At 61.6% G+C, this 25,516-nt stretch carries 24 protein-coding genes; 11 read left to right on the top strand and 13 right to left on the bottom strand.

From position 1 onward, the window contains the following. Window positions 1–7 precede the first annotated feature (7 nt). The 4 genes from DYL61_RS10370 to miaB all read right to left on the bottom strand — a co-directional run bounded on the left by DYL61_RS10370 (window position 8) and on the right by miaB (window position 3,879). Window positions 8–847, bottom strand: coding sequence for an HlyC/CorC family transporter (locus DYL61_RS10370; protein WP_005791724.1), 840 nt, complete (start codon window positions 845–847; stop codon window positions 8–10). A gap of 42 nt (window positions 848–889) precedes the next feature. After that, a complete protein-coding gene (gene ybeY / locus DYL61_RS10375; protein WP_105698789.1) occupies window positions 890–1,348 on the bottom strand; it encodes an rRNA maturation RNase YbeY in 459 nt (152 codons plus the stop codon). Next, window positions 1,341–2,345 carry a PhoH family protein gene (locus DYL61_RS10380; RefSeq protein ID WP_135308265.1) on the bottom strand — a complete coding sequence of 335 codons (1,005 nt, stop codon included), beginning with the start codon at window positions 2,343–2,345 and terminating at the stop codon, window positions 1,341–1,343. The genes ybeY and DYL61_RS10380 overlap by 8 nt, the downstream gene beginning before the upstream one ends. A 205-nt stretch (window positions 2,346–2,550) precedes the next feature. Beyond that, window positions 2,551–3,879, bottom strand: a complete 1,329-nt coding sequence (gene miaB, locus DYL61_RS10385) for a tRNA (N6-isopentenyl adenosine(37)-C2)-methylthiotransferase MiaB (RefSeq protein WP_135308266.1) — start codon at window positions 3,877–3,879, stop codon at window positions 2,551–2,553. 131 nt (window positions 3,880–4,010) lie between these two features. Between miaB and DYL61_RS10390 the strand changes: the two genes are divergently transcribed. Continuing rightward, window positions 4,011–4,340 carry a DUF1820 family protein gene (locus DYL61_RS10390; RefSeq protein WP_135308267.1) on the top strand — a complete coding sequence of 110 codons (330 nt, stop codon included), beginning with the start codon at window positions 4,011–4,013 and terminating at the stop codon, window positions 4,338–4,340. 45 nt (window positions 4,341–4,385) lie between these two features. On the opposite strand, the gene DYL61_RS10395 is transcribed toward DYL61_RS10390, so the two are convergent. The 4 genes from DYL61_RS10395 to DYL61_RS10410 form a co-directional block, all read right to left on the bottom strand. Continuing rightward, window positions 4,386–4,940: a tetratricopeptide repeat protein gene (locus DYL61_RS10395; protein WP_105698793.1), complete on the bottom strand. Its 555-nt coding sequence runs from the start codon at window positions 4,938–4,940 to the stop codon at window positions 4,386–4,388. 225 nt (window positions 4,941–5,165) lie between these two features. Then, window positions 5,166–6,449 (bottom strand): glutamate-1-semialdehyde 2,1-aminomutase, encoded by a 1,284-nt coding sequence (gene hemL / locus DYL61_RS10400; RefSeq protein ID WP_105698794.1) that lies wholly within the window; start codon window positions 6,447–6,449, stop codon window positions 5,166–5,168. Between the two features lie 11 nt (window positions 6,450–6,460). After that, window positions 6,461–7,090: a thiamine phosphate synthase gene (gene thiE / locus DYL61_RS10405; RefSeq protein ID WP_135308268.1), complete on the bottom strand. Its 630-nt coding sequence runs from the start codon at window positions 7,088–7,090 to the stop codon at window positions 6,461–6,463. A gap of 21 nt (window positions 7,091–7,111) precedes the next feature. Further along, complete coding sequence (locus DYL61_RS10410; RefSeq protein ID WP_135308269.1) at window positions 7,112–7,909, bottom strand: hydroxymethylpyrimidine/phosphomethylpyrimidine kinase; 798 nt, start codon at window positions 7,907–7,909, stop codon at window positions 7,112–7,114. A gap of 277 nt (window positions 7,910–8,186) precedes the next feature. On the opposite strand from DYL61_RS10410, the gene DYL61_RS10415 reads away from it, so the two are divergent. The 4 genes from DYL61_RS10415 (at window position 8,187) to DYL61_RS10430 (ending at window position 14,661) form a co-directional block, all read left to right on the top strand. Continuing rightward, window positions 8,187–10,556, top strand: a complete 2,370-nt coding sequence (locus DYL61_RS10415; protein ID WP_135308270.1) for a hybrid sensor histidine kinase/response regulator — start codon at window positions 8,187–8,189, stop codon at window positions 10,554–10,556. Between the two features lie 88 nt (window positions 10,557–10,644). Then, window positions 10,645–12,300, top strand: coding sequence for an acyl-CoA dehydrogenase family protein (locus DYL61_RS10420; RefSeq protein ID WP_135308271.1), 1,656 nt, complete (start codon window positions 10,645–10,647; stop codon window positions 12,298–12,300). A 181-nt stretch (window positions 12,301–12,481) separates the two neighbouring features. Then, window positions 12,482–13,954: an AMP nucleosidase gene (gene amn / locus DYL61_RS10425; RefSeq protein ID WP_167497954.1), complete on the top strand. Its 1,473-nt coding sequence runs from the start codon at window positions 12,482–12,484 to the stop codon at window positions 13,952–13,954. Between the two features lie 71 nt (window positions 13,955–14,025). Continuing rightward, window positions 14,026–14,661, top strand: a complete 636-nt coding sequence (locus tag DYL61_RS10430; protein WP_105698800.1) for a pseudouridine synthase — start codon at window positions 14,026–14,028, stop codon at window positions 14,659–14,661. On the opposite strand, the gene DYL61_RS10435 is transcribed toward DYL61_RS10430, so the two are convergent. Together DYL61_RS10435 and DYL61_RS10440 are read right to left on the bottom strand one after the other, a co-directional pair. Further along, complete coding sequence (locus tag DYL61_RS10435) at window positions 14,656–14,865, bottom strand: DUF2788 domain-containing protein (RefSeq protein ID WP_025999909.1); 210 nt, start codon at window positions 14,863–14,865, stop codon at window positions 14,656–14,658. The two genes, DYL61_RS10430 and DYL61_RS10435, sit on opposite strands and share 6 nt — an antisense overlap. Window positions 14,866–15,080: 215 nt before the next feature. Further along, window positions 15,081–15,560 carry an Lrp/AsnC family transcriptional regulator gene (locus DYL61_RS10440; RefSeq protein WP_003194418.1) on the bottom strand — a complete coding sequence of 160 codons (480 nt, stop codon included), beginning with the start codon at window positions 15,558–15,560 and terminating at the stop codon, window positions 15,081–15,083. Window positions 15,561–15,957: 397 nt separating this feature from the next. Here DYL61_RS10440 and DYL61_RS10445 point away from each other — a divergent pair, with 397 nt between their 5' ends. After that, window positions 15,958–16,953 (top strand): DUF6515 family protein, encoded by a 996-nt coding sequence (locus tag DYL61_RS10445; RefSeq protein WP_135308272.1) that lies wholly within the window; start codon window positions 15,958–15,960, stop codon window positions 16,951–16,953. Here the strand turns inward: DYL61_RS10445 and DYL61_RS10450 are convergent. Together DYL61_RS10450 and DYL61_RS10455 are read right to left on the bottom strand one after the other, a co-directional pair. Further along, window positions 16,950–17,843, bottom strand: a complete 894-nt coding sequence (locus DYL61_RS10450; protein ID WP_105698802.1) for a cation diffusion facilitator family transporter — start codon at window positions 17,841–17,843, stop codon at window positions 16,950–16,952. The two genes, DYL61_RS10445 and DYL61_RS10450, sit on opposite strands and share 4 nt — an antisense overlap. A 3-nt stretch (window positions 17,844–17,846) precedes the next feature. Beyond that, window positions 17,847–18,266, bottom strand: coding sequence for a polyribonucleotide nucleotidyltransferase (locus DYL61_RS10455; RefSeq protein WP_105698803.1), 420 nt, complete (start codon window positions 18,264–18,266; stop codon window positions 17,847–17,849). A 253-nt stretch (window positions 18,267–18,519) separates the two neighbouring features. Here DYL61_RS10455 and hrpB point away from each other — a divergent pair, with 253 nt between their 5' ends. From hrpB to DYL61_RS10480, 5 genes are all read left to right on the top strand, one after another. Further along, window positions 18,520–21,039 (top strand): ATP-dependent helicase HrpB, encoded by a 2,520-nt coding sequence (hrpB, locus tag DYL61_RS10460; RefSeq protein ID WP_135308273.1) that lies wholly within the window; start codon window positions 18,520–18,522, stop codon window positions 21,037–21,039. 172 nt (window positions 21,040–21,211) lie between these two features. Further along, window positions 21,212–22,558 carry a short-chain fatty acid transporter gene (locus DYL61_RS10465; protein WP_135308274.1) on the top strand — a complete coding sequence of 449 codons (1,347 nt, stop codon included), beginning with the start codon at window positions 21,212–21,214 and terminating at the stop codon, window positions 22,556–22,558. A 37-nt stretch (window positions 22,559–22,595) separates the two neighbouring features. Then, window positions 22,596–22,880, top strand: coding sequence for a muconolactone Delta-isomerase (catC, locus tag DYL61_RS10470; RefSeq protein WP_105698806.1), 285 nt, complete (start codon window positions 22,596–22,598; stop codon window positions 22,878–22,880). A gap of 9 nt (window positions 22,881–22,889) precedes the next feature. Next, window positions 22,890–23,186, top strand: a complete 297-nt coding sequence (locus DYL61_RS10475; protein ID WP_135308275.1) for a YciI family protein — start codon at window positions 22,890–22,892, stop codon at window positions 23,184–23,186. 21 nt (window positions 23,187–23,207) lie between these two features. After that, a complete protein-coding gene (locus tag DYL61_RS10480) occupies window positions 23,208–24,260 on the top strand; it encodes a cyclase family protein (protein WP_135308276.1) in 1,053 nt (350 codons plus the stop codon). A gap of 164 nt (window positions 24,261–24,424) precedes the next feature. Here the strand turns inward: DYL61_RS10480 and DYL61_RS10485 are convergent, their stop codons facing one another. After that, a complete protein-coding gene (locus DYL61_RS10485; protein ID WP_135308277.1) occupies window positions 24,425–25,444 on the bottom strand; it encodes an alpha/beta hydrolase in 1,020 nt (339 codons plus the stop codon). Window positions 25,445–25,516: the final 72 nt, after the last annotated feature.

Consider the following 25,516-nt stretch of genomic DNA (forward strand, 5'->3'; position numbering starts at 1 on the left):
TCAGTCCTTAACGGGCAATAGGTGTCAGGCGAATCAAGTGAATCCGGCGGCTATCGGCATTCAGGATGCGGAAGCGGTACGCGCCGATCTCGGTGGTTTCGTTACGCTTTGGCAAGTGCCCAAACGCACTCATCACCAGGCCGCCCACGGTGTCGAACTCATCGTCGGAGAACTCGCTGTCGAAGAACTCGTTGAAGTTTTCGATAGGCGTCAGCGCCTTGACCAGGAAGTCTCCGCTTGGCAGCGGCTTGATGTAGCTGTCTTCTTCGACGTCGTGCTCGTCTTCGATATCGCCGACGATTTGTTCCAGCACATCTTCGATGGTGACGAGGCCGGCCACGCCGCCGTATTCGTCGATCACAATGGCCATGTGATTGTGGTTGGCGCGGAATTCACGCAGCAACACATTCAGGCGCTTGGACTCAGGCACGAAGGTGGCAGGACGCAGCAGGTCCTTGATGTTGAAGCTGTCGCCGTTCTCCTTGAGGATCAGTGGCAGCAGGTCCTTGGCCAGCAGGACGCCCATGACGTCGTCGTGGCTTTCACCGATGACCGGGTAGCGCGAGTGCGCCGAGTCGATCACGGCCGGGAGGAATTCCCGCGGGGTCTGAGTCGCCTTGATGCTGATCATCTGCGAGCGCGGGACCATGATGTCCCGCACTTGCAGGTCAGCCACCTGGATGGCGCCCTCGACGATGGCCAGCGCTTCGCTGTCTAGCAACTTGTTCTGATGGGCCTCGCGCAGCAGCTCCAGCAGCTCCTGGCGGTTTTTCGGCTCGTGGGCAAAAGCCTGGGTCAGTTTACCCAGCCATGACTTTTGCCCGTTGCTCGATCGGTCTTCGCTCATAGCGATTACTCTGAATCCTTTATTGTTACAGTTGAGTGTTTTTTAAGCTTCGTCGTCGGCATACGGGTCCGGATGACCCAATTCTGCAAGCAACGTTTGTTCCAGTGTTTCCATTTCCTCGGCTTCGTCATCGTCTATATGGTCGTAACCCAAGAGATGCAAGCAGCCGTGAATGACCAAGTGAGCCCAATGGGCCTCAAGGTCCTTGCCTTGCTCCTTCGCCTCACGCTCGACGACTTCGACGCAGATCACCAGGTCGCCCAGCAGTGGGATATCCAGTAACTCATCGGGTACGTCGGCGGGGAAGGACAACACGTTGGTCGCGTAATCCTTTTGGCGCCAGGTGTGATTCAGTTCACGGCCTTCGGGCTCGTCCACCAGACGAATGGTCAGTTCCGAGTCGGCGGTGCGCTGGCGCAAGGCCAGGGCGCACCATTGGCGGAACTGTTCTTCACTGGGGGCGGGCGCTTCGGTGGCCAGCTGCAGGTCTAGCTCAAGCATCGCGGCGAACGTCCTTCGACAGCCCATCGTCACGGTGTTCGAAGCGCTCGTAGGCTTCGACGATGCGCTGCACCAGCGGGTGGCGCACCACGTCCTTGGGCGAGAAGTGCGTGAAACTGATGCCCGGCACGTCCTTGAGCACTTCAACCACATGGCCCAGGCCCGACTTGGTGCCCTTGGGCAGGTCAACCTGGGTAATGTCGCCGGTGATAATGGCCGTGGAGCCGAACCCGATACGGGTCAGGAACATCTTCATCTGCTCCACCGTGGTGTTCTGGCTTTCGTCGAGGATGATGAAGCTGTTGCTCAAGGTGCGGCCGCGCATGTAGGCCAGCGGAGCGATCTCGATCACCTGGCGCTCGATCAGCTTGGCCACGTATTCAAAGCCCAGCATCTCGTAAAGTGCGTCGTAGAGCGGGCGCAGGTACGGGTCGATCTTCTGCGCGAGGTCGCCGGGCAGGAAGCCGAGCTTTTCGCCCGCTTCGACCGCCGGTCGCACCAGCAGGATGCGGCGCACTTGCTCGCGCTCCAGGGCATCCACGGCACAGGCCACGGCCAGGTAGGTCTTGCCGGTACCGGCGGGGCCGATGCCGAAGTTGATATCGTTACCGAGGATCGCCTTGACATACTTCTGCTGATTCAAGCCCTTGGGGCGAATCATGCCTTTTTTGGTACGCAGGGCCACGCTGGCTTCGGCTACAGGGTTGTTGACCAGGTCTTGCACGGCCGACTCCTGCAGGTACAGGTGCACGATTTCCGGCGACAGCTCACTACCCTTGGTTTCACGGTAGAGGCGGCGCAGCAGGTTTTCTGCAGACGTGGTGAGCTGGGGTTCACCAATGAGCTCGAACTGATTGCCGCGATTGCGGATCTCAATGCTCAGGCGTTGTTCGATCAAGCGCAGGTGCTCGTCGAACTGTCCGCACAGATTGGCGAAACGGCGAGCCTCAAAGGGCTCGAGGAGAAAACGATGGGGTTCTGCTATGGGTGCGTTCAAGGTCGCTTTTAGCCGCCCTTTGGCTGTTGAGGTGAAAGAGAGAATAACGCCAGTGGCGCGGGTACGAAAGCACTTATCTAACGCTGGTCAAATGTGGGAGGGGGCTTGCTCCCGATAGCAGTAGTTCAGCCAGCACATACAGTGACTGACACACCGCCATCGGGAGCAAGCCCCCTCCCACATTCGAATTGTGTTGTTTACAAAATCAAAGCAATAACGACCCGCGCAACGAATGCGGTTGCGCCGCATCGATGTGCACATCGGCAAACTGGCCGATCAAAGTTGGATTATCGCAGCGGAAGTTGACGATTCGGTTGTTCTCGGTACGGCCCTGCAATTCACCCGGGTCTTTTTTCGAGTAGTCGGTGACCAGAATGCGTTGCGTCGACCCGACCATTTGTCGGCTGATCTCGAAACCCTGCTGGTTCAAGCGATGTTGCAGCGCATTCAGGCGCTCTTTTTTCAGCGCCTCCGGCGTTTCGTCCACTAGATCGGCCGCTGGGGTGCCGGGGCGTTGGCTGTAGACGAACGAGTAGGAGAAGTCGAAACCGACGTCTTCGATCAGCTTCATGGTTTGCTGGAAGTCTTTCTCGGTCTCGCCGGGGAAACCGACGATAAAGTCCGAGCTGATGCAGATCCCCGGGACCGCTGCGCGCAGTTTGCGCAGTTTGGATTTGTATTCCAGGGCGGTGTGGTTGCGCTTCATCGCCGAAAGAATGCGGTCCGAGCCCGATTGCACCGGCAAGTGCAGGTGTTTGACCAGTTCCGGCACTTCGGCGTGGGCCTGGATCAGGCTGTCGGAAAATTCCAACGGGTGCGAGGTGGTGTAGCGAATGCGCTCGATACCGTCCACGGCCGCAACTACGCGGATCAGCTCCGCCAGGTCGGCCAAACGGCCATCGTCGGTCTGGCCGCGATAGCCGTTGACGTTCTGGCCCAGCAGGGTCACTTCTCGCACGCCGTTTTCGGCCAGGTGGATGATCTCCGACAGCACGTCGTCAAAGGGACGGCTGACTTCTTCGCCACGGGTGTAGGGCACCACGCAGAAGGTGCAGTACTTGCTGCAGCCTTCCATCACCGACACATAGGCGCTTGGCCCGTCGATACGCGGCTCGGGCAAATGGTCGAATTTTTCGATCTCGGGGAATGATACGTCGACCTGCGGCAGCTTGCTGATGCGTGCGGCATCGATCATTTCCGGCAGGCGGTGCAGGGTCTGCGGGCCGAAGACCACGTCGACATAGGGCGCGCGGTCGCGGATGGCGGCGCCTTCCTGGCTGGCCACGCAACCGCCGACGGCGATCACCATGTCCGGGTTGGCCAGTTTCAATTCACGCCAGCGGCCCAGCTGGGAGTACACGCGGTCCTGGGCGCGCTCGCGGATCGAGCAGGTATTGAGCAGGATCACGTCGGCATCTTCGGCGCGGGCGGTGACTTCCAGGGCCTGGTGTTCGCCCAGCAGATCGACCATGCGCGAGCTGTCGTACTCGTTCATCTGGCAACCGTGGGTTTCGATATAAAGCTTCTTGGCCATGGGAATCGTCAACTGGTGGTAAAGAACCGCGCATTATAGGGGGCATGCCCATTGGTTCCTAGCGTTGTGCATCGGGTGCCATGCTATAGTTCGCGCCCTCTTTTATAGCGCCGATGTGTTACTCGCCCACCATGACCAAACGTGAAGCTCCAATCTACAAGGTGATTTTCCTCAACCAGGGCCAAGTGTTCGAAATGTACGCCAAGCAGATCTATCAGAGCGATCTGTGGGGGTTCCTGGAAGTGGAAGAGTTCGTCTTTGGCGAGCGCACCCAGTTGGTCGTCGACCCGGGCGAAGAAAAGCTCAAGGCGCAATTCGAAGGCGTGGTGCGCAGCTTTGTGCCGATGCATTCGATTGTGCGCATTGATGAAGTCGAGCGTATGGGCACGCCGAAGATCAGCGAAGCGCGGGGCATGGGCGGGAATGTGATGCCGTTTCCGGTGCCGATGCCTGAGAAATAGGGCTGTTGTGGCTAGGGAGGAAGCTCCCTTTCCACAAAAAGCAGCTTAGGGAAGGGGTGAGAAAGGCGAACGTCCATCCGCACTTTGCAGTTGCTGCAAGTAATTGCGGAAAATCTGCCCCAGCACCTGGGTCGCCACTTCCAGCTCATCACGCTGCATATGCTCGGCCACTTCGTCGGCCGTATCCAGTGCATCCTCGGCGCCGTTGACCGCCGCCATTTTCAGCACGATATACGCCTGGACGTTATTCGCCGGCACACCTTCGCCGTGGAAGAACATGGTGCCCAGCTGGAATTGCGCCTCGGCATGCCCCTGCAACGAAGCTTTCTCGAAGTAACTCAAGGCTTTGTTGAGGTCGTGGGCGGGGTTTTTGCTGTCGTGGTAGTACTCGCCCAACTCGTATTGCGCCTGCGCATCCCCACCGTCGGCCTGTTTCTGGCACGCGCTCAGGGCTTCGGCCTGGCTGTCTGGCTGGGTATTGAGGGTGCAACGACCCATCGCTGGGATTAACAACGAGTTACCGCCTGCTTGTGCATGTGCCAGCAGCGGCTGAAGGAGCAACAGGCAGCCCAGAACCAGGGTGCGGCCGGTGCGTTTCATGGGAATCGACTTACCTCTGACGGGGCACGCGGATCCTCGCGGGATCCAATAAGCGCGCATTATGAAATAAGCAGGCCTCTGCTTACAAAGTCTTTACTCGTTTTTCTGCTGGTTGGGCAAGTTATCTGCCGGATTGCAGGTGATTTCTCGAAAAAACTCGGAAACGTCTGTAGGCAAAGTAGCCCATCAGGCACCGTTCGAGCGGTGCCTGATGGTTTTGGCTGGTTATTTCAGTGCAGCGAATGCGCGTTCGGCGGCATCCAGAGTCAGTTTCAACTCGGCTTCGCCATGGGCGATCGAGGTAAAGCCGGCTTCGAAGGCGCTCGGTGCCAGGTACACGCCGCCTTCCAGCATCAGGTGGAAGAAGCGCTTGAACAGATCGGCATCGCTGCCCATCACGTCATCGAAGGTGACGATGTCGTCGGCGCCGCTGAAATACAGGCCGAACATGCCACCGGCTTGCGTAGTCACGAACGGGATGCCGGCCGCGTCGGCGCGTTGTTGCAGGCCGTCCAGCAGGCGGGTGGTGTAGTCGGTCAGTTCGGCGTGGAAGCCCGGGCGGCTGATCAGGCGCAAGGTGGTCAGGCCGGCGGCCATGGCCAACGGGTTACCGGACAGGGTGCCCGCCTGGTACACCGGGCCCAGAGGCGCGATGTGCTGCATGATCGCGCGTTTGCCGCCGAAGCAGCCCACCGGCATGCCGCCGCCGATGATCTTGCCGAAGGTGCTCAGGTCTGGCGTAACACCGTAGTAAGCCTGGGCGCCGCCGAGGGCCACGCGGAAACCGGTCATCACTTCGTCGAAAATCAGCACCACGCCGTGCTTGTCGCACTGTTCGCGCAGGCCTTCCAGGAAGCCCGGTGCCGGCGGTACACAGTTCATGTTGCCGGCGACCGGCTCGACGATGATGCACGCTACGTCCTGGCCCACTTCATTGAGCATCTGCTCAACGGCGGCGATGTCGTTGAACGGCAGGGTCAGGGTGTGCTTGGCGAACGCTGCCGGTACACCGGCCGAGCTTGGCACGCCTTGGGTCAACAGGCCGGAGCCGGCTTTGACCAGCAGGCTGTCGGAGTGGCCGTGGTAGCAGCCTTCGAACTTGATGATGCTGTCGCGGCCAGTGAAGCCACGGGCCAGGCGGATGGCGCTCATGGTGGCTTCGGTGCCGGAGCTGACCATGCGCACCATTTCCATCGACGGCACGATTGCGCACACCAGGTCCGCCATCTCGGTTTCCATGGCGGTCGGCGCGCCGTAGGACAGGCCGTGTTCCAACTGCTTGCGCACCGCGTCCAGCACGTCCGGGTGGCTGTGGCCGAGGATCATCGGGCCCCAGGAACCCACGTAGTCAACGTAGCGTTTGTCATCTTCGTCGGTGACGTAGGCGCCTTCGGCATGTTTGAAGAACAGCGGCGTGCCGCCCACGCTCTTGAAGGCACGCACGGGGGAGTTAACACCGCCGGGGATGTGTTTCTGGGCGTTGGCAAACAGGGTTTCGGAACGGGACATGATCGGGCTCTCTAAACTGAATATTTAAGAAGGTCATTGAAGGCGCGGGCGCGGCGCGTGACTTCCTGGGTGCTGTCGGCGCCGAACAGGCCATGGACCACGGCCAGCAGGTCGGCGCCGTGGGCCACCAGCGGTTCGGCGTTCTCCAGGGTCACGCCGCCGATCACGCAGATCGGCAGGTTCAGGCGCGCGCGGGCCTGGGCGAGCATTTCGACGGTGGCGGCCGGAGCGCCCGGCTTGGTGCTGGAATTGAAGAAACGACCGAAGGCAACATAGCTGGCGCCTTCCTTCGCGGCCTGCTCGGCCAGTTCGATCTGGCTGTGGCAAGTGGCGCCGATGATCGCCTTGGAGCCCAGCAGTGCACGGGCCGGGGTCAGCGGGCCGTCGGTCTGGCCCAGGTGCACGCCGACGCCCAGGCGCGCGGCCAGTTCGGCGTCGTCATTGATGATCAGCTGAGTGCTGTAGCGCGAACACAGCTCCCGCAGCTTTTCCGCTTCGCGCAGGCGCCGGGCTTCGTCGTTGCTCTTGTCGCGGTATTGCAGCAGGGTCACGCCACCGTCCAGCGCCGCTTCGACGTAGGCGAGGAATTTGCCAGCCAACAGTTGGCTGTCGGTAATGGCGTAAAGGCCACGTAGTTTCATCGGGCAGGCCTCTTTTAAGTCTTACGAGCAGAAATCCAGCGGCAAGCGGCGCGGTACAAACTGGCCCTGGCCGAGTTGTTCGGCGTCACGCAGGGTGCGCCAAGTGTAGTTGAGGGCCGATTGCACGGCGCTCACCAGGCCTTCGCCCTGGGCGATCCGCCCGGCCAGTGCGCTGGCCAGCGTGCAGCCGGAACCGTGATAGCTGCCGGGCAGGCGCTGGCAGGTGAAGGTCTGCTGCGTACCGTCGCGGCTGTATAAACGGTTGTGCACTTCGTGCTCATCGCCATGGCCGCCAGTGATCAACAGATGCTTGATAAACGGCAGCAACTTCTCGGCGCATTCGTCGGCGGTGCCTTCGGGCAGCTCGGCGAGGATGCGCGCTTCGGGCAGGTTCGGCGTGGCGATCAGTGAGCGCGGGAACAGCCGCTCGCGCATCGCGTAACCGACTTCGTCCTTGCCCAGGCTGCCACCGCCGCCGGCCCGCAGTACCGGGTCGCACACCACGGGCAAGTGCGGGTGCGCCTGCAGCAGTTCGACCACGGTGTCGACCATCGCGGTGGAGCCGAGCATGCCCAGCTTGACCGCAGCCACCTCGGAGTCGCCAAGCACGGCATTGGCCTGGGCCAGCACCCACTCGCGGTCGAGCACGCGGAAATCGCTGACGTTGACGGTGTTCTGCACGGTCAGGGCGGTGACGGCCGGAGCCGCATGGCAACCCTGGGCGAGCAGGGCTTCGATATCTGCCTGCAAGCCGGCGCCACCACTGGGGTCGTGGCCGGAGAGACAGAGGACAACGGGGCGGGAGCTGTAGATATTCATGGTGCGCGAGCTTACCACCAAAAGGTTTTGGCGTGGCCGTTGGGCGATGCTTGTATTTTGCCGGTTGTGTGACGATTTTCTGGCGCTTTGCAGAGCTGGCAAATACGTCTGAAAGCCGCGTCCTAGAGCCTTTCAAAAAATTATTTCAGTAGTGTCCAATAGCCTTTAATGGCTATGCTAGAGTGGATCCAAATTACTTACTGTATCGCCGGTGTACGTCTTCTCAAAAGGAATGGGGGGCTTTTTGACATAACCGGACAGGCCACGCTGGGGCTCTATGCGCTATTTGCTGATTTTTTTGTTGTGCGGGCTACCGTTGCTCGCCAGCGCCGTCGAGTTCGATCAAAACACGCGAAGCCTGCCGCTGGGCCGGGTCATGCAAGTGCTTGAGGACCCGAGCGGCACCCTCACCATTGCCGAAGTCAGCTCCCCTGCCTACGCCGCTCAATTCAAGCCTCATGACAAAGCCACCCTCAATGCCGGCTATTCGCGCTCGGTGTTCTGGCTCAAGGTCGACCTGCATTACCTGGCCAAAGACCCTCGCGCCCCGCGCTCTTGGTTCCTGGAATTGGCCTACCCGCCGCTGAACCACCTGGACCTGTACCAGAACGATGGCAACGGCGCCTATCGATTGACCACCCGCACCGGCAGCGCGTTGCCGTTTTCCAGCCGCGAGGTGCGCCAGAGTAACTATCTGTTCAAGCTCAATTTCGTGCCCGACCAGCAGGAAACCGTGTACCTGCGCCTGCAAAGCGAAGGTTCGATCCAGGCCCCGTTGACCCTCTGGGCCGGCACCGCCTACCTGGAACAGCAGCCACTGCGCCTCTACGTACTCGGGGCGATCTACGGCGTGTTGCTCGGCATGCTGATCTACAACCTGTTCATCTACCTGAGCGTGCGCGACACCAGCTACCTCTATTACATCTTCTATATCGCCTCGTTCGGCCTCTACCAACTGTCGGTCAATGGCGTGGCCGTGGAGTACTTCTGGCCCAACAACCCCTGGTGGGCGAATGCGGCGGTGCCGTTCCTGATCGGTTCGGCGGCTCTGTTTGGCAGCCTGTTTGCCCGCAGTTTCCTGCACACCGCGCAGCACAGTCGCTGGCTGGACCGCATTCTGCTGGCGCTGGCGGCCTGTGGTGCTGCCGTAATGGCACTGGCCCTGTTGACCAGTTACGCGGTGGCGCTGCGTCTGGCCACAGGGCTGGCGCTGGTGTTCACCGTGACCATCTTCGTCGCCGCCATCAAGGCCTGGTACTGCGGCCAGCGCATGGCGCGGTATTTCATCATCGCCTGGTCGGCGTTCCTGCTGGGCGGGGTGGTCAACACGATGATGGTGCTGGGTTACCTGCCGAATATGTTCCTCACCATGTATGCCAGCCAGATCGGCTCGGCCATTGAAGTCGCGCTGTTGTCCCTGGCCCTCGCGGACCGCATCAACAGCATGCGCGAACAGCAGGCGCAGATCCTGTTTGACGCCAGCCAGAAGCTCGAAGTGCTCAACCAGCAACTGGCACGCAGCAACCGGCTCAAGGACGAGTTCCTCGCGACCCTGACCCACGAACTGCGCACCCCCATGAACGGCGTGATCGGCTCCCTCGAACTGATGCAAACCGTGCCCCTGGACGCCGATCTCGCGCAGTACCAACAAACCGCCGCCGGCTCGGCGCGGGACATGATGCGCATGGTCAACGGCATCCTCACTCTCACCGAATTGCAGGCCGGGCGCCTGAGTGCCCAGCCCCAGGTGTTCAGCCTGCGGGGTGTGCTCGACACCTTGCGTCAGCAGTTCGGGGCCAGCGCCCTGGCCAAGGGCTTGGCGTTTTCCATCGATGTGGCAGTTGAGCTGCCAGACCGTGTGATCGGCGATTCGACCAAGCTGGTCCAATGCCTGGATTGCCTGTTGGACAACGCCGTGAAGTTCACCCACGAAGGCTCGGTGCGCTTGCGTGTGGTGGGGGTGCCCCACAGTGATGGCGGCCTGCGCCTGAGCTTTATCGTGACGGACACCGGTATCGGCTTCGCATTCCTTGATGAAGCTGCGCTGTACCAGCGTTTCTTCCAGCTCGATGGTTCTACTACCCGCGAATACGGCGGCCTGGGCATCGGCTTGGCCATCTGTCGGCAATTGACCGAGCTGCTGGGCGGGCGTCTCACCCATCATTCCGAGCCGCGCAAGGGCAGTCGCTTCCAGCTGGAAATGGAAGTCAGCCCGGTGCCGGCACAGCCCCAGCAAGCGCTTGATAAACACAGGGCCCCGCAGGAGTGTGCGGTGCTGCTGGTGGATGACAACAGCGTCGGCCAACTGGTGGTGCGCGGTATGTTGCTCAAACTCGGTTATCGGGTGAAAACCGCCGACAGCGGGCCGGACGCATTGGCGGCCTTGCAGGGTGAGCGTTTCGACGCAGTCCTGTTGGATTTACCCGAGGGCGGGTTCTCGCTGTGTTGTCAGATCCGTGCCTTGCCCGGCTGCGGAGAGCTGCCGGTAATTGCCTTGAGTGCCTCGTTGAATACATCGGAACGCGAGCAATGCCATGGCATTGGGGTGACTGATCGCCTGGCCAAACCGGTGCGTTTCGAGGCGTTGCAAGCGGTGTTGGAACGCCGGTTGCTGCATTCGCTAGAGGGCGAAAGCGCCGGACATTAGGCGCGTATGTCGCTTTTTTAAGGCGGGTGTCGGTGCTTAACTGAAATTCGGGCCTCAAATCAATGCGGCCTTTTCCAGGAGGCCCGTCATGAACCTGCACCAGTTCGCCGAAACCCACGACGTCACCAACCAGCCCCCATCCCTGGACGGCACCAACCTCTATCGCATCGACCTGCCTCTGCAAGAATGGGCGCGGCGTTTTGGCGCCGGTTGGGCAGAAGGGCGCATGGATGCCTACGGTGCACTGGCGGGCGGGCCGCTGATGGAGGCCGGGTTCCTGGCGAACCAGAACAAACCGGTGTTCAGCAGCCATGACCGTTATGGTCATCGCATTGACCTGGTGGAGTTCCATCCGGCCTACCACGAGTTGATGCGCACCGCCGTCGAGCACGGCCTGCCATCGCTGCCGTGGGCCCACCCGCAACCCGGCGCCCATGTGGCCCGCGCTGCGATGACCTACCTGCACAGCCAGGCCGAAGCCGGCAGCGGCTGCCCGCTGACCATGACCTTCGCCTGTGTACCGGCGCTGCGCTTGCAGCCGGACTTGGCCGACATCTGGTTGCCGAAAATCCTCAACACCCAATACGACCCGCGCAATGTCGGTATCGCCCATAAGAGCGGCGCCACCATCGGCATGGCCATGACCGAGAAACAAGGCGGCACCGATGTGCGCGCCAACACCACCCGCGCCTATCCGGTGGGCGCCGGTGGCCCAGGCCAGGCCTATGAGCTGGTGGGCCACAAATGGTTCTGTTCGGCGCCGATGTGCGATGCCTTCCTGACCCTGGCCCAGACTGACAAAGGCCTCACCTGTTTCCTACTGCCTCGGCATCGTTCGGATGACACGCGCAACGAGTTCTATATCCAGCGTCTGAAAAACAAGCTCGGCAACTGCTCCAATGCCTCCAGCGAAGTGGAGTTCCGTGGCGCCCTGGCCTGGATGATCGGCGAAGAAGGCCGGGGCGTGCCGACCATCATCGAAATGGTTGCCATGACCCGCTTCGATTGCATGGTGGGTTCCAGCGCCCTGATGCGCCAGGCGTTGACCCAGGCCAGCCATCATTGTGCCCATCGTTCGGTGGGTGGCCGGGTGCTCAGTGAGCAACCGCTGATGCAAAATGTGCTGGCCGACCTGGCGCTGGAAAGCGAAGCCGCGCTGGCGCTGAGCATGCGCATGGGCCGCGCGCTGGACCACTTGGGCGATGAGCAGGAAGCCAAGTTCGCCCGGCTGGTGACGGCGGTGGGCAAGTATTGGATCTGCAAACGCGCGCCGGCCATGATCAACGAAGCCGCTGAATGCATGGGCGGCGCGGGGTATGTCGAGGACAGCATCCTGCCGCGCCTGTACCGCGAGGCACCGGTGAATTCGACGTGGGAAGGTTCCGGCAACGTGCAGTGCCTGGACGTGCTGCGGGCGCTCTCGAAAGAGCCCGGGGTATTGGAAGCATTATTCGTGGAATTGGGGGATGGGCACGGCGACCAGCAACTGGCGCGGCATATCGAGCACTTGAAGTCGGCGTTTATGGACACCCAGGACATCCAGTACCGGGCGCGGCAATTGACCGAGGATATTGCGCTGGCGTTGCAGGCCAAGTTGTTGCTGGAGGCGGGGAATGCAGCGGTGAGTGATGGGTTTATTGCCAGCCGCCTTGGAGAGTCGTCGGGGCGGGTGTATGGCACCTTGCCGCGTGGGGTGGATGTGGAGGCTATCGTCACTCGCTCCACCCCCAATCCACTGGTGTAAATACAGTCAAAATGTGGGAGGGGGCTTGCCCCCGATGGCGGTGTGTCAGCTACCCATATGCTGACTGACACTCAGCTATCGGGGGCAAGCCCCCTCCCACAGTGTTAATCGCATTCCAATTTCACTGTTTCGGTGAACTCTGGTTACAGGCAAGATAAAGCCCTGCACGTCAGAACACAGGATGCTTACCGTGACCGAAGCTTTTGTTGTCGTTCAATCCGCCGAAGAGGCCGTCGACCGGCTGGCGGCTCTGCATGAGCGTGCTACCGGCGCGCTCAACCAAGCCCTCAAGCAATACCTCAAGGACCGCGTCGAGCCTGACGCCGAACAACGCGCGCTGTTTCGCTACCCGGAACTGCGCCTGACCTACCATTGCCACGGCGAAGTCCCACAGACCACGCGGGCGTATGCCAAGGTTCAGTTGCCGGGGACGTACAGCGTCACCGTCACCCATCCTGCGGCGTTCCGTAAATACCTGCTGGAGCAACTGGTGCCGTTGATGCACGACTTCACCGTGACGGTGGAAGTGGGCGTCAGCCAGCAGAATATCCCGTACCCGTACGTGGTGGAGCAGGGCGACGAGCTCGCCGGTTCCGGCGTCACCGCCGCGACCCTGGCCCGTGTATTCCCCAGCACCGACTTGTCGGCCGCCACCGATGGCATCGCCGATGGCCTCTACGATTGGGAAAACACCGACCCGCTGCCCCTGGCGCTGTTCGACGCGGCACGCGTGGACTTTTCCCTGCGTCGCCTGGTGCATTACACCGGCAGCGACTGGCGCCATGTGCAGCCGTGGATCCTGTTGACCAACTACCACCGCTACGTTGACCAGTTCATCCTGCATGGCCTGGAACAACTGCGCAGCGACCCGCGTTTTGTGCGCATGGTGTTGCCGGGCAACGTGGTGATCGACAAGGCTATGGACCACGGCGAAGCGTCGGCCATTGCCGCCGGCGTGGTGTGGCACCGCTATCAGATGCCGGCCTATCACCTGCAAGCCAGTGACGGCCACGGCGTGACCCTGGTGAACATCGGCGTCGGCCCGTCCAACGCCAAGAACATCACCGATCACCTTGCCGTACTGCGTCCGCATTGCTGGCTGATGATTGGCCACTGCGGCGGCTTGCGCCAATCCCAGACCATCGGTGACTACGTGTTGGCCCACGCCTATATGCGTCGCGACGGGATTCTCGACCGCGTGGTGCCGCCGAACATTCCGATCCCGGCCCTGGCCGAAGTGCAGTTGGCACTGCAACAGGCGGCGGCCAACGTTACCGGCGAAAAAGGCGAAGAACTGAAAAAGCGCCTGCGCACCGGCACCGTGTTGACCTACGACGACCGCAACTGGGAGCTGCGTTGGGCTCAGGAACGGCCGTTGATCAACCTGTCCCGCGCCGTGGCGGTGGACATGGAAAGCGGCACCATCGCTGCACAAGGCTACCGTTTGCGCGTGCCGTACGGCACTTTGCTGTGTGTGTCGGACAAGCCGCTGCACAGCGAGATCAAGCTGCCGGGTTCGGCCAACGCGTTCTATGAGCGTGCGGTCAGCCAACACTTGAAGATCGGTATCGAGGCGGTGGATTTGCTGCGCACCGAACTCAACTCGTTGCACTCGCGCAAACTGCGCAGCTTCGACGAGCCGCCGTTCCGCTAAGCGGTTGGGATGGTTATTTAACGGTCAGGCCACTAGCATTGTCGGTCCTGACCGTTAGATGTACCGAAGCCATGTCCCGTCCTACCCGTCCCGATTCGCGCCGTCCTGGTGTGAAACCTCCGTATTCCGCTGCACGTCGCGTTGCCAAGGCACCGCCGGCCGAGCCGAAGTTGATTCTGTTCAACAAACCTTTCGATGTGCTGACCCAGTTCAGCGATGAGGGCGGGCGCGCGACCCTCAAGGATTTTATCGACATCCCCGGCATCTACCCGGCGGGACGCCTTGACCGAGACAGCGAAGGCTTGCTGCTGCTGACCAACGATGGCCAGTTGCAGGCGCGCATTGCCGACCCCAAGCATAAGTTGGCGAAAACCTATTGGGTGCAAGTGGAAGGTGAGCCGACCGAAGAACAGCTGCAACGCCTGCGCGATGGCGTGGAGTTGAACGACGGCATGACCTTGCCCGCCGAAGCCCGGCAGTTGGAAGAACCCACGTTGTGGCCGCGCAACCCGCCCGTGCGCTTTCGCAAAAGCGTGCCCACGCACTGGTTGGAACTGGTGATTCGTGAAGGGCGCAACCGTCAGGTACGGCGCATGACGGCGGCGGTGGGCTTGCCCACATTGCGCCTGGTGCGCGTGCGCATTGGTGATTGGTCGATTGACGGCCTGGATCAAGGCCAATGGAAGGAAGTACCGGCGCGTTTATAAAGCGCCGGACTCGATCAGGCCGATCACCACGCTCTTGATGATGAACGCGGCCACGCCCAGCCCCAGCACGAAGAACAGGATGAACGAGCCAAAGCGCCCGGCCTTGGACTTCTTCGCCAAGTCCCAGACGATAAAACCCATGAAGATGATGAGGATGGTGACCAGGCCGGTCATCATCCATTCTTCGAAGAGGGCGGGGTCGATGTTGTTCATGGGGATTTTTCCGACAGAAACAGGCGCGCAGTATAAGGCAGTGCTACAGACACAACATTGACCTGGATCGAAGTGCAATCCAAATGTGGGAGGGGGCTTGCCCCCGATGGGGGTGTGTCAGTCAACACATGCATCAACTGACAGATTGCTATCGGGGGCAAGTCGAATCGTCGCACCGCCCCTCCCACATTGGGTTTTCATTGGTCTTAAGTGCGCAGGTGAGTCAGGGGCAGTTCAGTGCTATTGAGCACCTGGTTCAGCACAAAACTCGAGCGCACACTGGTCACCCCTTCAATCCGGGTCAAATGCCCGAGCAGCAGTTTCTGGTAGTGATCCATATCCGGCACCACCACTTTCAACTGATAGTCCGCGTCCATCCCGGTTACCAGGCTGCATTCCAACACCTGAGGCAAGGTGCGAATCGCGGCTTCGAAGTTCTCGAAACGCTCCGGTGTATGCCGGTCCATGCCGATCAGCACGTAGGCCGTGAGGCTCAGGCCGAGCATCTTGCGATCGAGCAGCGCAACCTGGCGGGCGATGTAGCCGTCGTCCTCCAACTGCTTGACCCGGCGCGAGCACGGCGACGGCGACAAGCCGATGCGTTCGGCCAGCTCCTGGTTGGAGATCCTCGCATCGCGCTGCAATTCCGCCAAAATACTCAGGTCGTATCGGTCAAGCTTGCTCATTGGGTTGGCCTTTGTCGTAACTATTGCGACGAATTATCCATGAAGGGTTAAAAATTGCGCAAGCACTGTTTATTGACGCAATCTTCGCAATCCTATGTCGGGCGCGGGCGGGTATCGTTACCAACAGAATCACCGCCTGGACAATAGTCCAAAGCAGCTCGCCCAATCAGGCCCGCTGCGGCCGCCACCCCAGCAGGGTTGAGCCGGCCTCCAGGCTGCACACTGTCCACAAGACGGCGTGAGGTGAGCCAACGTCAAAAGCGTTGAGCCAGGACGAAGTTCTCAAGGGGTGGCCGACGGGTCACCCCTTTTCTTTTGCCTGCTGATAACCTGTCCGAGAACCGGGCCGTGGTTTTCCAGTCTCATGTACAGGCCCCAATCCGCAGTGAGGAATAGCATGAAGCGCATCTGGCGTTTGGCAGGTGTTGGTTTGCTGATGGTCACCGTTGGCGCCCACGCGGTGGCCGACGAACGTGATAACGCACCGCGTCCTGAAGGCGGTGGGCAACATGAACGAGGGCAGGGCGGCGGTGGGCGACAAGGCAACGAACAACCGCGTCCGCAAAATAACCAGCCGCGCCCGCAGAACCCGCATTTCGAACAGCGGGGGGCGGGCCAATGGCAAGGCAGGCCGCAGGGTAATGAACAGGGTCGACCGGTCCAGCAACCGCAGCCGTCGAACAACCTGCCGATCCAAAGTCGCCCGGACACCGTGCGCCAGACCCAGGAGCCGCGCCAGGGCAACTACCGTGATATTCCGCGCCGTAACGACGGCAATCAGCACTGGGAGGCCGGTGGCCCAGGCTCGCGCCCTGGCGACAATCGCTGGCCAGGCCGCCCCGACGGACACGGCAATGGCTGGGGGCCTGGCCCACAACATCGCCCCGGTTATGTGATCGACCGCTTCCCCGACCGCAACTACCGCGTGCCTTACCGTGGCCAGGATTACTTCTATTCCGGCGGCTACTGGTATCGCCCGCAAGGCCCGCGTTATGTGGTGGTGAGGCCTCCTTATGGCATACGCGTGCATTACTTGCCGGATTACGCCCGTGAAGTGTGGATAGGCAGCGCGTTGTTCTTCCTCGCAGCGGGCTCTTATTACACCTACGAAAGCAGCACCCAGCAGTACGTGGTGGTGCAACCGCCGACCGAAGTCCCGGTGGCCCAGCCTGCGCCGCAAGGCAATGGTTATGACGTGGTCGCTTACCCGGCCAACGGTCAGTCACCGGCCCAGGTGCAACAGGATGGCTACGACTGTTATCGCTGGGCCGTGCAGCAAAGTGGCTTCGACCCACAGCAAGTCACCTATGCCCCGGACCCGGCGGTGGTGCAAACCTACCGTCAGGCCCAGGGCAATTGCCTGGCCAGTCGTGGCTACCAGGTGCAGTACTAGGCCTTGTTACCCGTGACCACTTCCCGCGGGTCGGCGTGCACCAGCACTTCGGCGCGCGGGTAGGCCTGGTGAATGGCATCGGCGGCCTGGTCGCTGATGCCGTGGGCGACTGACAGGGTCAACTCGCCCGGCAATTCCAGGTGCAACTGCACAAACCAGTGGTTGCCCGAAATGCGCGTGCGCAGGTCATGTGCACCCAACACCCCCGGCACGCCACGGGCCAGTTCCAGCATATGCTGGCTAACCTCCGCTGGCAGTTCCTCGTCCATCAATACCGCGAAACTTTCCCGTGCGATCTGCACCGCGCTCCACAGAATGTAGGCGGCGATACCCAGGCCGAACCACGCATCCACTTGATGAAAGCCCATGCCCGCCAGTACCAGCGCCACCAGGATGCTGCCATTGAGCATCAGGTCCGAACGGTAATGCAGCGAGTCCGCGCGCACGGCGTTGGAGCCGGTTTCGCGGATGACCCGGTGTTGCAGCATCAGCAAGGCGACGGTCAGCACCAGGGAAAAGATGATCACGCCAATGCTCAACCACGGCGCGCCCACCGGTTCCGGGTGTTGCAGGCGCTCATAGGCCTGGAAGGCGATCAACACCGCGCTGCCACCGATAAACAGCGCCTGGGCCATGCCCGACAACGATTCCGCCTTGCCATGCCCATACCGATGATCGTCATCGGCGGGGCGCAGCGCGTAGTGCACCGCGAGCAAATTCAGCAACGAGGTCACGCCGTCCAGCAACGAGTCGGTCAACCCGGCGAGCATGCTCACCGAGCCGCTGAGCCACCAGGCGATGGCCTTGGTGATAATCAGCGCACAAGCCACGCCCACCGAGGCGCGAGTGGCCAGGCGCAGGAGCCTGGCGTGTTCGGGGCTGCTGGTCATGGATCAGGCCGCCGGTTGCAGGCCGAGGGACGCCAGTTGCTGCACGCTGCCCTTGAACTGGATCAGACGCGGGTCGTCCAGCGGCAACGTGCGGCCGGTTTCTTTCTGGATGATGGATTGCAGCTTGGCGTTATCGACCTTGCCGTCAGCGCCAATGGCTTCGTGGAGTTTCGCCGGGTCGACCTGGGCGGTCTTGCCCGGTTCGAAGTAGATGGCGCCAGTGGCGAAATCCACACCAAAGGCGATCAGGCCGGGGATCACATAGAACAGCAGGCCGATGGCATCGAGCACGGCGATGGTCGGGTCGATCTTGCCGTCGATCTGGCCACGGCGGTCGGGGTAGAAGATCGAACCGCAGGCCGTCAGTTGACTCAACAGGGTGACGGCGAGGACACCGCCGATGACACGGGAAGCGATACGCATGGGGGAATCTCCAGAACATGTTTAAAAGTGACTATAAGCCAGATCGACCAGGCGACAATGAACCAATGTGGGAGGGGGCTTGCCCCCGATAGCAATCTGTCTGTTGGTGCATGTGTTGACTGACACACTGCCATCGGGGGCAAGCCCCCTCCCACAGTAGACCGTGTCCACAGTCCAAGTGGTGGTGCCTTTGAGACCATCATCGGCACTCAGCCGTTCGCCGTTATACTCGCCGCTCTGCTTTGGAGCCAGTATGAATTCGTTGCCGATCGATGATGTTTTACCCGCCCTGCGTGACGCCTTGGCGACGCGCCATGAAGCCGTGCTGGAAGCGCCCCCCGGCGCGGGTAAAACCACCCGCGTGCCCTTGGCGTTGTTGAACGAGCCATGGCTGGCCGGGCAGACCATTTTGATGCTGGAACCGCGTCGATTGGCCGCCCGCGCAGCAGCGGAACGACTGGCCAGTGAGCTGGGGGAAAAGGTCGGCGAAACCGTCGGCTATCGCATTCGCCTCGACAGCAAGGTCGGGCCCAACACCCGTATCGAAGTGGTCACCGAGGGCATTCTCACCCGCCGCTTGCAGGATGACCCGGCGCTGGACGGCGTAGGTTTGCTGATCTTCGACGAGTTCCACGAGCGCAGCCTCGACGCCGATCTCGCGCTGGCCTTGAGCCTTAACGGCCGCGACCTGTTTCGCGATGAACAGCCGCTGAAAATCCTGCTGATGTCCGCCACCCTCGAAGGCGAGCGCCTGGCGGGCTTGCTGGACAACGCACCGATCCTGCGCAGCGAAGGGCGCATGTTCCCGGTGCAGATGCGCTGGGGGCGGCCTTATCAAGCCGGCGAATTTATCCAGCCGCGTTTGGTGCAAACCATCCTCGAAGCCCTGCATGACGAAACCGGCAGCGTGCTGGTGTTCTTGCCTGGGCAGGCGGAAATTCGTCGAGTCAACCAGCAACTGGCCGACGCCCTGGGTGATCGCAACGATGTGCTGTTATGCCCGCTGCACGGCGAACTGGACCTCAACGCCCAGCGCGCCGCCATCGACCCGGCCCCCGCCGGCAAACGCAAGGTGGTACTGGCCACCAACATCGCCGAGACCAGCCTCACCATCAACGGCGTGCGCGTGGTGATCGACGCCGGGCTGGCGCGGGTGCCGCGTTTCGACCCCGGCAGCGGCATGACCCGCCTCGACACCCAGCGCATCTCCCGCGCCAGCGCCACCCAACGTGCCGGTCGGGCAGGGCGGTTGGAGCCTGGCGTGTGTTATCGGTTGTGGTCCGAGGACCAGCATGAAGGCTTGGCGGCCTACAGCAGTGCGGAAATTCTTGCGGCCGATCTGGCCGGATTAGCCTTGCAGTTGGCGCGCTGGGGCGTCACCCCTGATCAATTGGTGTGGCTGGATGTGCCGCCAACCGCCGCCTATGCCCAAGCCCAGGAGTTGCTGGTGCGCCTTGGCGCCTTGAATGACGACACACTCACCGCCCATGGCCAGAAAATGGCCGAACTGCCGGCTCACCCGCGTATCGGCCATTTGCTGCTGCGTGGTCAGGAACTGGGCTTGGCGGCGACAGCGTGTGATGTGGCCGCGCTGTTGGGTGAGCGCGATATCTTGCGCGGTGGCGGCGCGGATTTGCACAGCCGCCTGGCGCTGTTATCGGGCGAAGAACGCGCACGCGGCACCCAAGGCGGCGTACAGCGGGCCAGGCAACTGGCACGGCAGTATCGAGGTTATCTGCGGGGGCAGGCGATGCAACCGGTGGCCGATCCCGATCACCCGCGCTGGCTCGGCGCCTTGCTGGCGCTGGCTTACCCGGATCGCGTTGCCCGGCAACGTCGCCCAGGCGGCGCCGAATATCGCCTGGCCAATGGCCGTGCCGCGCTGTTCGCCGAGGCCGACAGCTTGATGAAACAACCGTGGCTGGTGGTTGCCGATCTGGGTAGCCGACAAGGCCAGCGCGAAGAACGCATCTACCTGGCGAGCGACCTTGATCCGACGCTTTTCGAGGATGAGTTGGCCGACCTGGTGCGCTCGGTCGATGAGGTCGATTGGGATGAAAAGGAAGGCGTGCTCAAGGCCGAGCGGCAGTTGAAGGTGGGGCAGTTGGTGCTGTCCACCGCGCCTCTGCCCCACCTGGATGAGCACACCCGTTCGCTTGCGCTGGTCAACCTGGTGCGACGCAAGGGCCTCGAACTTCTGCCCTGGAACCCTGAATTGCGGCAATGGCAAGCGCGGGTGGGGCTGCTGCGTCAGTTGGATATTCAACAAGGCCAGGGCGAGAGCCAATGGCCTGATCTGAGCGATGCCCATCTGCTGGAGACGCTGGAGGACTGGCTCACGCCGTACCTGGGCAAAGTCACCCGGCTCAGCCACTTCAGTCAGCTGGACCTGTCTTCCATCGTCAGGAACCTACTGCCATGGCCGCTTCCACAAGCGTTGGAGGCCCAGGCGCCGCAGGCGATTCAAGTGCCGTCCGGGTCGAACATTCGCATCGACTATTCACAGTACCCTCCCGTCCTGGCGGTGCGACTGCAGGAGCTGTTTGGCCTGGCGCAAACACCGCGCATAGCCCAGGGCCGACAGGTCCTGACGTTGCACCTGCTGTCCCCGGCCCGCAGGCCGGTGCAGGTCACCCAGGACCTCGCCAACTTTTGGCGCAGCACCTATGGGGACGTGAAGAAAGACCTTAAAGGCCGATACCCCAAACACTATTGGCCCGAAGACCCATTGGTGGCCGAGGCGACCGCACGCGCCAAGCCAAGGGGGACGTAGCGCTTCGTTTCAAGGTTTCCAGGTCGGAAGACGCATGTCGTTCGATTACCGAACAGATAATCGAGCACCGGGTTGTACGGGCCTGACCCCTTGGCTACCGTGCTGTCGTCCTGCGCGCCGAGACTGGCGACGCGGCTTGACCTGACAGAAAAAAAATAAAACGGAGTCATCATTGAACAAACTCACCGGGTTTTTCACGGAGTTGATGCGTCGCTACCTGCCTGATCCCTTTGTCTTCGCCATCGGCCTGACCTTATTGACGATGGCGCTTGCGGTACTCGTCGAAGGGCAGAACCCGGTTCAGACGCTGCAAAGCTGGGGCGATGGTTTCTGGAGCCTGCTGGCGTTCACCACCCAGATGGCCGTGATCCTGGCCATGGGTTATGCGTTGGCCGCCTCGCCGTTGATCGACGGGCTCCTCGAGAAGATCGTCAGCCGCGTCAAAAGCCCACACGCGGCGATCATTGTTGCCACCCTGGTCGGCGGTATCGGCAGCTACCTGAACTGGGGCTTCGGCCTGGTGATCGGCGGCATCGTGGCGCGCAAGCTCGCGCTTCGCGTACGCGGGGTGCATTACCCCCTGATCATTGCCGCGGCGTACAGCGGTTTTACCCTTTACGGCCTGGGGCTTTCCGCGACGATTCCGGTGCTGATCTCCACGCCTGGGCATCCACTGGAATCGAAGATGGGCCTGATCGGGCTCAGCGAGACGATCTTCTCACTGCCCATGCTCCTGACGGCAGCAGCCGTGCTGATCACCATGCCACTGCTCAATGCCTGGCTGCATCCTCGACGGGCGGAAGACATCGTTGAAGTGGACCGCACCCTCGACGAGCGCCAGGACAACAAAGGCGCCGCCAAGGTCGATGAGTTGTTCGCCGACGGCACCCTCGCTTCGCGCCTGAACAACAGCCGTCTGCTGAGCCTGTTGATCGGTGTGCTGGGCCTCGGCTATCTGGTCATGCACTTCGTCAATGGCGGCAGCCTCGACCTCAACAAGGTCAACTTCCTGATTCTGTTCCTCGGCGTGCTGCTGCTCGGCACGCCGGCCAACTACATTGCCAAGCTGACCGAAGGGATCAAAACCATCAGCGGCATCATCCTGCAGTACCCGTTCTATGCGGGCATCATGGCGATGATGCACAGCTCGGGACTGGTCGACAGCATCTCCCGGGTTTTCGTCGAGATTTCCACTGCGCAAACCCTGCCGTTCTGGGGGTTGCTGAGCTCGTACGTGATCAACTTCTTCGCGCCATCGGGTGGCGGTCACTGGGCCATCCAGGGGCCATTCATGATCGAGGCCGCGAAGTCGCTGAACAGCTCGCTGGCCCAGACGTCCATGGCCGTCATGCTGGGCAATGCCTGGAACGACCTGGTTCAACCGTTCTGGATTCTGCCGGCGCTGGCCCTGTCACGTCTCAAGCTCAAGGATGTGATGGGCTACACCGTGATCATCATGCTGTGGGTCGGCCTGATTTATATCGCTGCGGTGCTGCTGTGGGGCTACCTGAGCCACTGATGCCACTGCCATACAGACAATAGAAATAGGTACGCCAATGCTTTTTCTGGTCCAGATGCACGTGAACATTCCCTCGACATTCGATCCGCAGGAAGCGGCCAGGCTTATCGCCGAAGAGAAGGCTTTTTCACAGGAGCTGCAGCGCGATGGCCGCTGGCGGCATTTGTGGCGGGTGGTGGGGCAATACGCCAACTACAGCGTGTTCGACGTTGCCAGCAACGATGAGCTGCATCAGTTGCTCAGCGCGCTGCCGCTGTACCCGTTCATGACGATCCAGGTGACGCCGCTGGCGCAACACCCATCTGCCATTAGTGCCAATTGAGGGCTGCCGATGCCGTTTCTGATCGAGACCTGGGATAAGCCAGGCAATCAACAGCTGCGCCGCGACACCCGCGATGAGCACCTGGCGTTTCTGGCGCAGCACAAGGCGTTGCTGCTGGCCTGCGGTGCCAAGCTTCACGACGACGGCACTGACCAGGGCGGCGGGCTGTATGTGGTTGACCTGGCTACACGGGAAGAAGCCGAGCAGTTCATTGCCTCGGACCCGTTCCACCGGGTCCAGCTATTTGAACGGGTGGCGATCACGCGCTGGCGCAAAGCCTACGTGGCGGGTGAGTGCCTGCTTTAACTTTTGTAGCGGGAGTACTTCATGTCCAATCCACGCTGGGCGCGTCGCCCCGAAGGGTCCAACTGGGGTGACTTTGGGGCTGACGATCAACTCGGTCGCCTGAACCTCATTACCCGCGAAAAAACCCGCCAGGGCATCGCGCAGGTCATTGAGGGCAGGACGTTCTGCTTGAGCCTTCCCCTGGATTATCCCGGTGGCAACGGGCTCAACCCCAACCGGCACCCACCGGTTCTGCGACCCACGTTGCGACGCGGCCAGGTCAATTTCAATTGCCTGCTGGGCGAACTGGAACCCGGCCGGCCCGACGTACTCAGCGATGACTTGGCGATCCTGCATTTGCAGTACTCGACCCAATGGGACGGCCTTGCCCACGTTGGCTCGCTGTTCGATGTTGACGGCAGCGGCACAGCCAAAGCGGTCTACTACAACGGCTTTGCGGCGGGTGAGCATGTGGTGGGCCCCACCACGGCGGACGACTGTGGCATCCAGGATCACATGCGCGATACCAGTACCTCGGCCGCCACGGCATTGGGTATCGAGCAAATGGCGCAAAGCTGTGTGCAAGGTCGTGCTGCACTGATCGACCTGCGCGCGCACCTGGGTGACGCCCGTACCCTGGTCGGCTACGACACGCTCATGCGGGTATTGGAGGCTGATCGGGTGGAGGTCGAAGCGGGCGATATCGTCTGCCTGCACACCGGTTTCGCCGACGTCGTGTTGGGCATGCAACGCAAGCCCGATGCCCAGCGGCTGAGCGACAGCTGTGCGGTGCTCGATGGCCGTGATGAGAAATTGCTGCAGTGGATTACCGACAGTCAATTGGCGGCGATTGCAGCCGACAACTATGCCGTCGAGGCACACCCCGCGACGGGAGGCGATGCCTGCTGTGCGGCGCTGCCGTTGCACCAGCACTGCCTGTTCAAACTGGGCGTGCATCTGGGCGAGTTATGGCACCTCACCCCTCTGGCCAACTACCTGCGTTCGGTGGGCCGCTATCGATTCCTGCTGACCGCGCCCCCACTACGACTGCCGGGTGCTGTTGCGTCACCGTTGACGCCGGTGGCCACCGTTTAAAGGCACTTGTAGTGAGCGGGCTTGCCCCGCGCTGGGGGGCGAAGCCGCCCCAAATCCATACACCTCGGTCTGGCTGAAACACCGCGGTGCCAGGGTTTAGGGCGGCTTCGCCACCCAGCGCGGGGCAAGCCCGCTCACTACAGAGTTTCCAGTCACAAGGTGAATCAGTTCAGGTGCGCTTTCAACTCACCCGCCGCCTGACGCATCGCTGCTTTCACTTCCGGGATATTGCTCAGCGGGTTGAGCAAACCATAGTCATGGATCATCCCGTTGTAGCGCACCGCCGTCACGTCCACACCGGCTGCGTCGAGCTTGCGGGCATAGGCCTCGCCTTCATCGCGCAGTACGTCCAGGCCAGCGGTTTGCACCAGCGCCGGTGGCAGGCCAGTCAGTTGCGCCGGGGTTGCCCGCAGTGGCGATGCGTAGATCTCGGCGCGTTGCTTGGCGTCGGTGGTGTAGCTGTCCCAGAACCAGCTCATCATGTTTTTGGTGAGGAAGTGGCCTTCGGCGTACTGCTTGTACGACGGGGTGTCGAAGTTCGCATCGGTCACCGGCCACAGCAGCAACTGGAAGCGCAGTTTCGGTGTGTTCTGCTCCTTGGCTTTCAGGGCCACCACCGCCGCCATGTTGCCGCCGACGCTGTTACCGGCCACTGCCAGGCGGGTGCTGTCGACGTTGATCTGCTTGCCATGCTCGGCCACCCAACGGGTCGCGGCGTAGGCCTGGTTGAAGGCGGTCGGGTAGTGCGCTTCCGGGGACGGCGTGTAGTCCACGTACACCGCTACCGCGCCGGAGCCAACCACCAAGTCACGAATCAGACGGGCGTGGGTCGGGTAGTCGCCGAGCACCCAGCCACCGCCGTGGAAGTACATGAACACCGGCAGCTCACCCTTGATGTTGGCGGGACGCACGATGGTCAGCTTGATGTTCTGGCCATCCACCTTGATGGTCTTGTCGCTGACTTCAATGCCGGACATGTCCACTTTCACCGAGTTCTGCGCGCCGGTCAGGACCGCACGTGCATCCTTGGGGCTCAGTTGTTCAAGCGGGCGACCGCCGCCGGCGGCCAGGGCGTTGAGAAACGCCTGGGTCTGATGCTCGGGCACTGCGGTGTCGGCGGCGTAGGCGCTGCCGATGGACAGGGCGAGGACGGTGGCGGTCAGGGCTTTTTTGAAAGTGTTCATGTCGTTTGCGCTCACTTGAAGTATTGGAATTGGAGGGCCGCTTCAGCGCCTCTGGCTGTCTGCGTGCTGGCT

Source organism: Pseudomonas nabeulensis, assembly GCF_004682045.1.
GTDB classification, from domain to species: domain Bacteria; phylum Pseudomonadota; class Gammaproteobacteria; order Pseudomonadales; family Pseudomonadaceae; genus Aquipseudomonas; species Aquipseudomonas nabeulensis.

Excerpts from the sequence above, each read along its gene's own strand:
- DYL61_RS10370 (WP_005791724.1), bottom strand. The coding sequence starts at position 847 with ATGAGCGAAGACCGATCGAGCAACGGGCAAAAGTCATGGCTGGGTAAA.
- ybeY (WP_105698789.1), bottom strand. The coding sequence starts at position 1,348 with ATGCTTGAGCTAGACCTGCAGCTGGCCACCGAAGCGCCCGCCCCCAGT.
- miaB (WP_135308266.1), bottom strand. The coding sequence starts at position 3,879 with ATGGCCAAGAAGCTTTATATCGAAACCCACGGTTGCCAGATGAACGAG.
- DYL61_RS10390 (WP_135308267.1), top strand. The coding sequence starts at position 4,011 with ATGACCAAACGTGAAGCTCCAATCTACAAGGTGATTTTCCTCAACCAG.
- DYL61_RS10395 (WP_105698793.1), bottom strand. The coding sequence starts at position 4,940 with ATGAAACGCACCGGCCGCACCCTGGTTCTGGGCTGCCTGTTGCTCCTT.
- hemL (WP_105698794.1), bottom strand. The coding sequence starts at position 6,449 with ATGTCCCGTTCCGAAACCCTGTTTGCCAACGCCCAGAAACACATCCCC.
- thiE (WP_135308268.1), bottom strand. The coding sequence starts at position 7,090 with ATGAAACTACGTGGCCTTTACGCCATTACCGACAGCCAACTGTTGGCT.
- DYL61_RS10410 (WP_135308269.1), bottom strand. The coding sequence starts at position 7,909 with ATGAATATCTACAGCTCCCGCCCCGTTGTCCTCTGTCTCTCCGGCCAC.
- DYL61_RS10415 (WP_135308270.1), top strand. The coding sequence starts at position 8,187 with ATGCGCTATTTGCTGATTTTTTTGTTGTGCGGGCTACCGTTGCTCGCC.
- DYL61_RS10420 (WP_135308271.1), top strand. The coding sequence starts at position 10,645 with ATGAACCTGCACCAGTTCGCCGAAACCCACGACGTCACCAACCAGCCC.
- amn (WP_167497954.1), top strand. The coding sequence starts at position 12,482 with ATGCTTACCGTGACCGAAGCTTTTGTTGTCGTTCAATCCGCCGAAGAG.
- DYL61_RS10430 (WP_105698800.1), top strand. The coding sequence starts at position 14,026 with ATGTCCCGTCCTACCCGTCCCGATTCGCGCCGTCCTGGTGTGAAACCT.
- DYL61_RS10440 (WP_003194418.1), bottom strand. The coding sequence starts at position 15,560 with ATGAGCAAGCTTGACCGATACGACCTGAGTATTTTGGCGGAATTGCAG.
- DYL61_RS10445 (WP_135308272.1), top strand. The coding sequence starts at position 15,958 with ATGAAGCGCATCTGGCGTTTGGCAGGTGTTGGTTTGCTGATGGTCACC.
- DYL61_RS10450 (WP_105698802.1), bottom strand. The coding sequence starts at position 17,843 with ATGACCAGCAGCCCCGAACACGCCAGGCTCCTGCGCCTGGCCACTCGC.
- DYL61_RS10455 (WP_105698803.1), bottom strand. The coding sequence starts at position 18,266 with ATGCGTATCGCTTCCCGTGTCATCGGCGGTGTCCTCGCCGTCACCCTG.
- hrpB (WP_135308273.1), top strand. The coding sequence starts at position 18,520 with ATGAATTCGTTGCCGATCGATGATGTTTTACCCGCCCTGCGTGACGCC.
- catC (WP_105698806.1), top strand. The coding sequence starts at position 22,596 with ATGCTTTTTCTGGTCCAGATGCACGTGAACATTCCCTCGACATTCGAT.
- DYL61_RS10475 (WP_135308275.1), top strand. The coding sequence starts at position 22,890 with ATGCCGTTTCTGATCGAGACCTGGGATAAGCCAGGCAATCAACAGCTG.
- DYL61_RS10480 (WP_135308276.1), top strand. The coding sequence starts at position 23,208 with ATGTCCAATCCACGCTGGGCGCGTCGCCCCGAAGGGTCCAACTGGGGT.
- DYL61_RS10485 (WP_135308277.1), bottom strand. The coding sequence starts at position 25,444 with ATGAACACTTTCAAAAAAGCCCTGACCGCCACCGTCCTCGCCCTGTCC.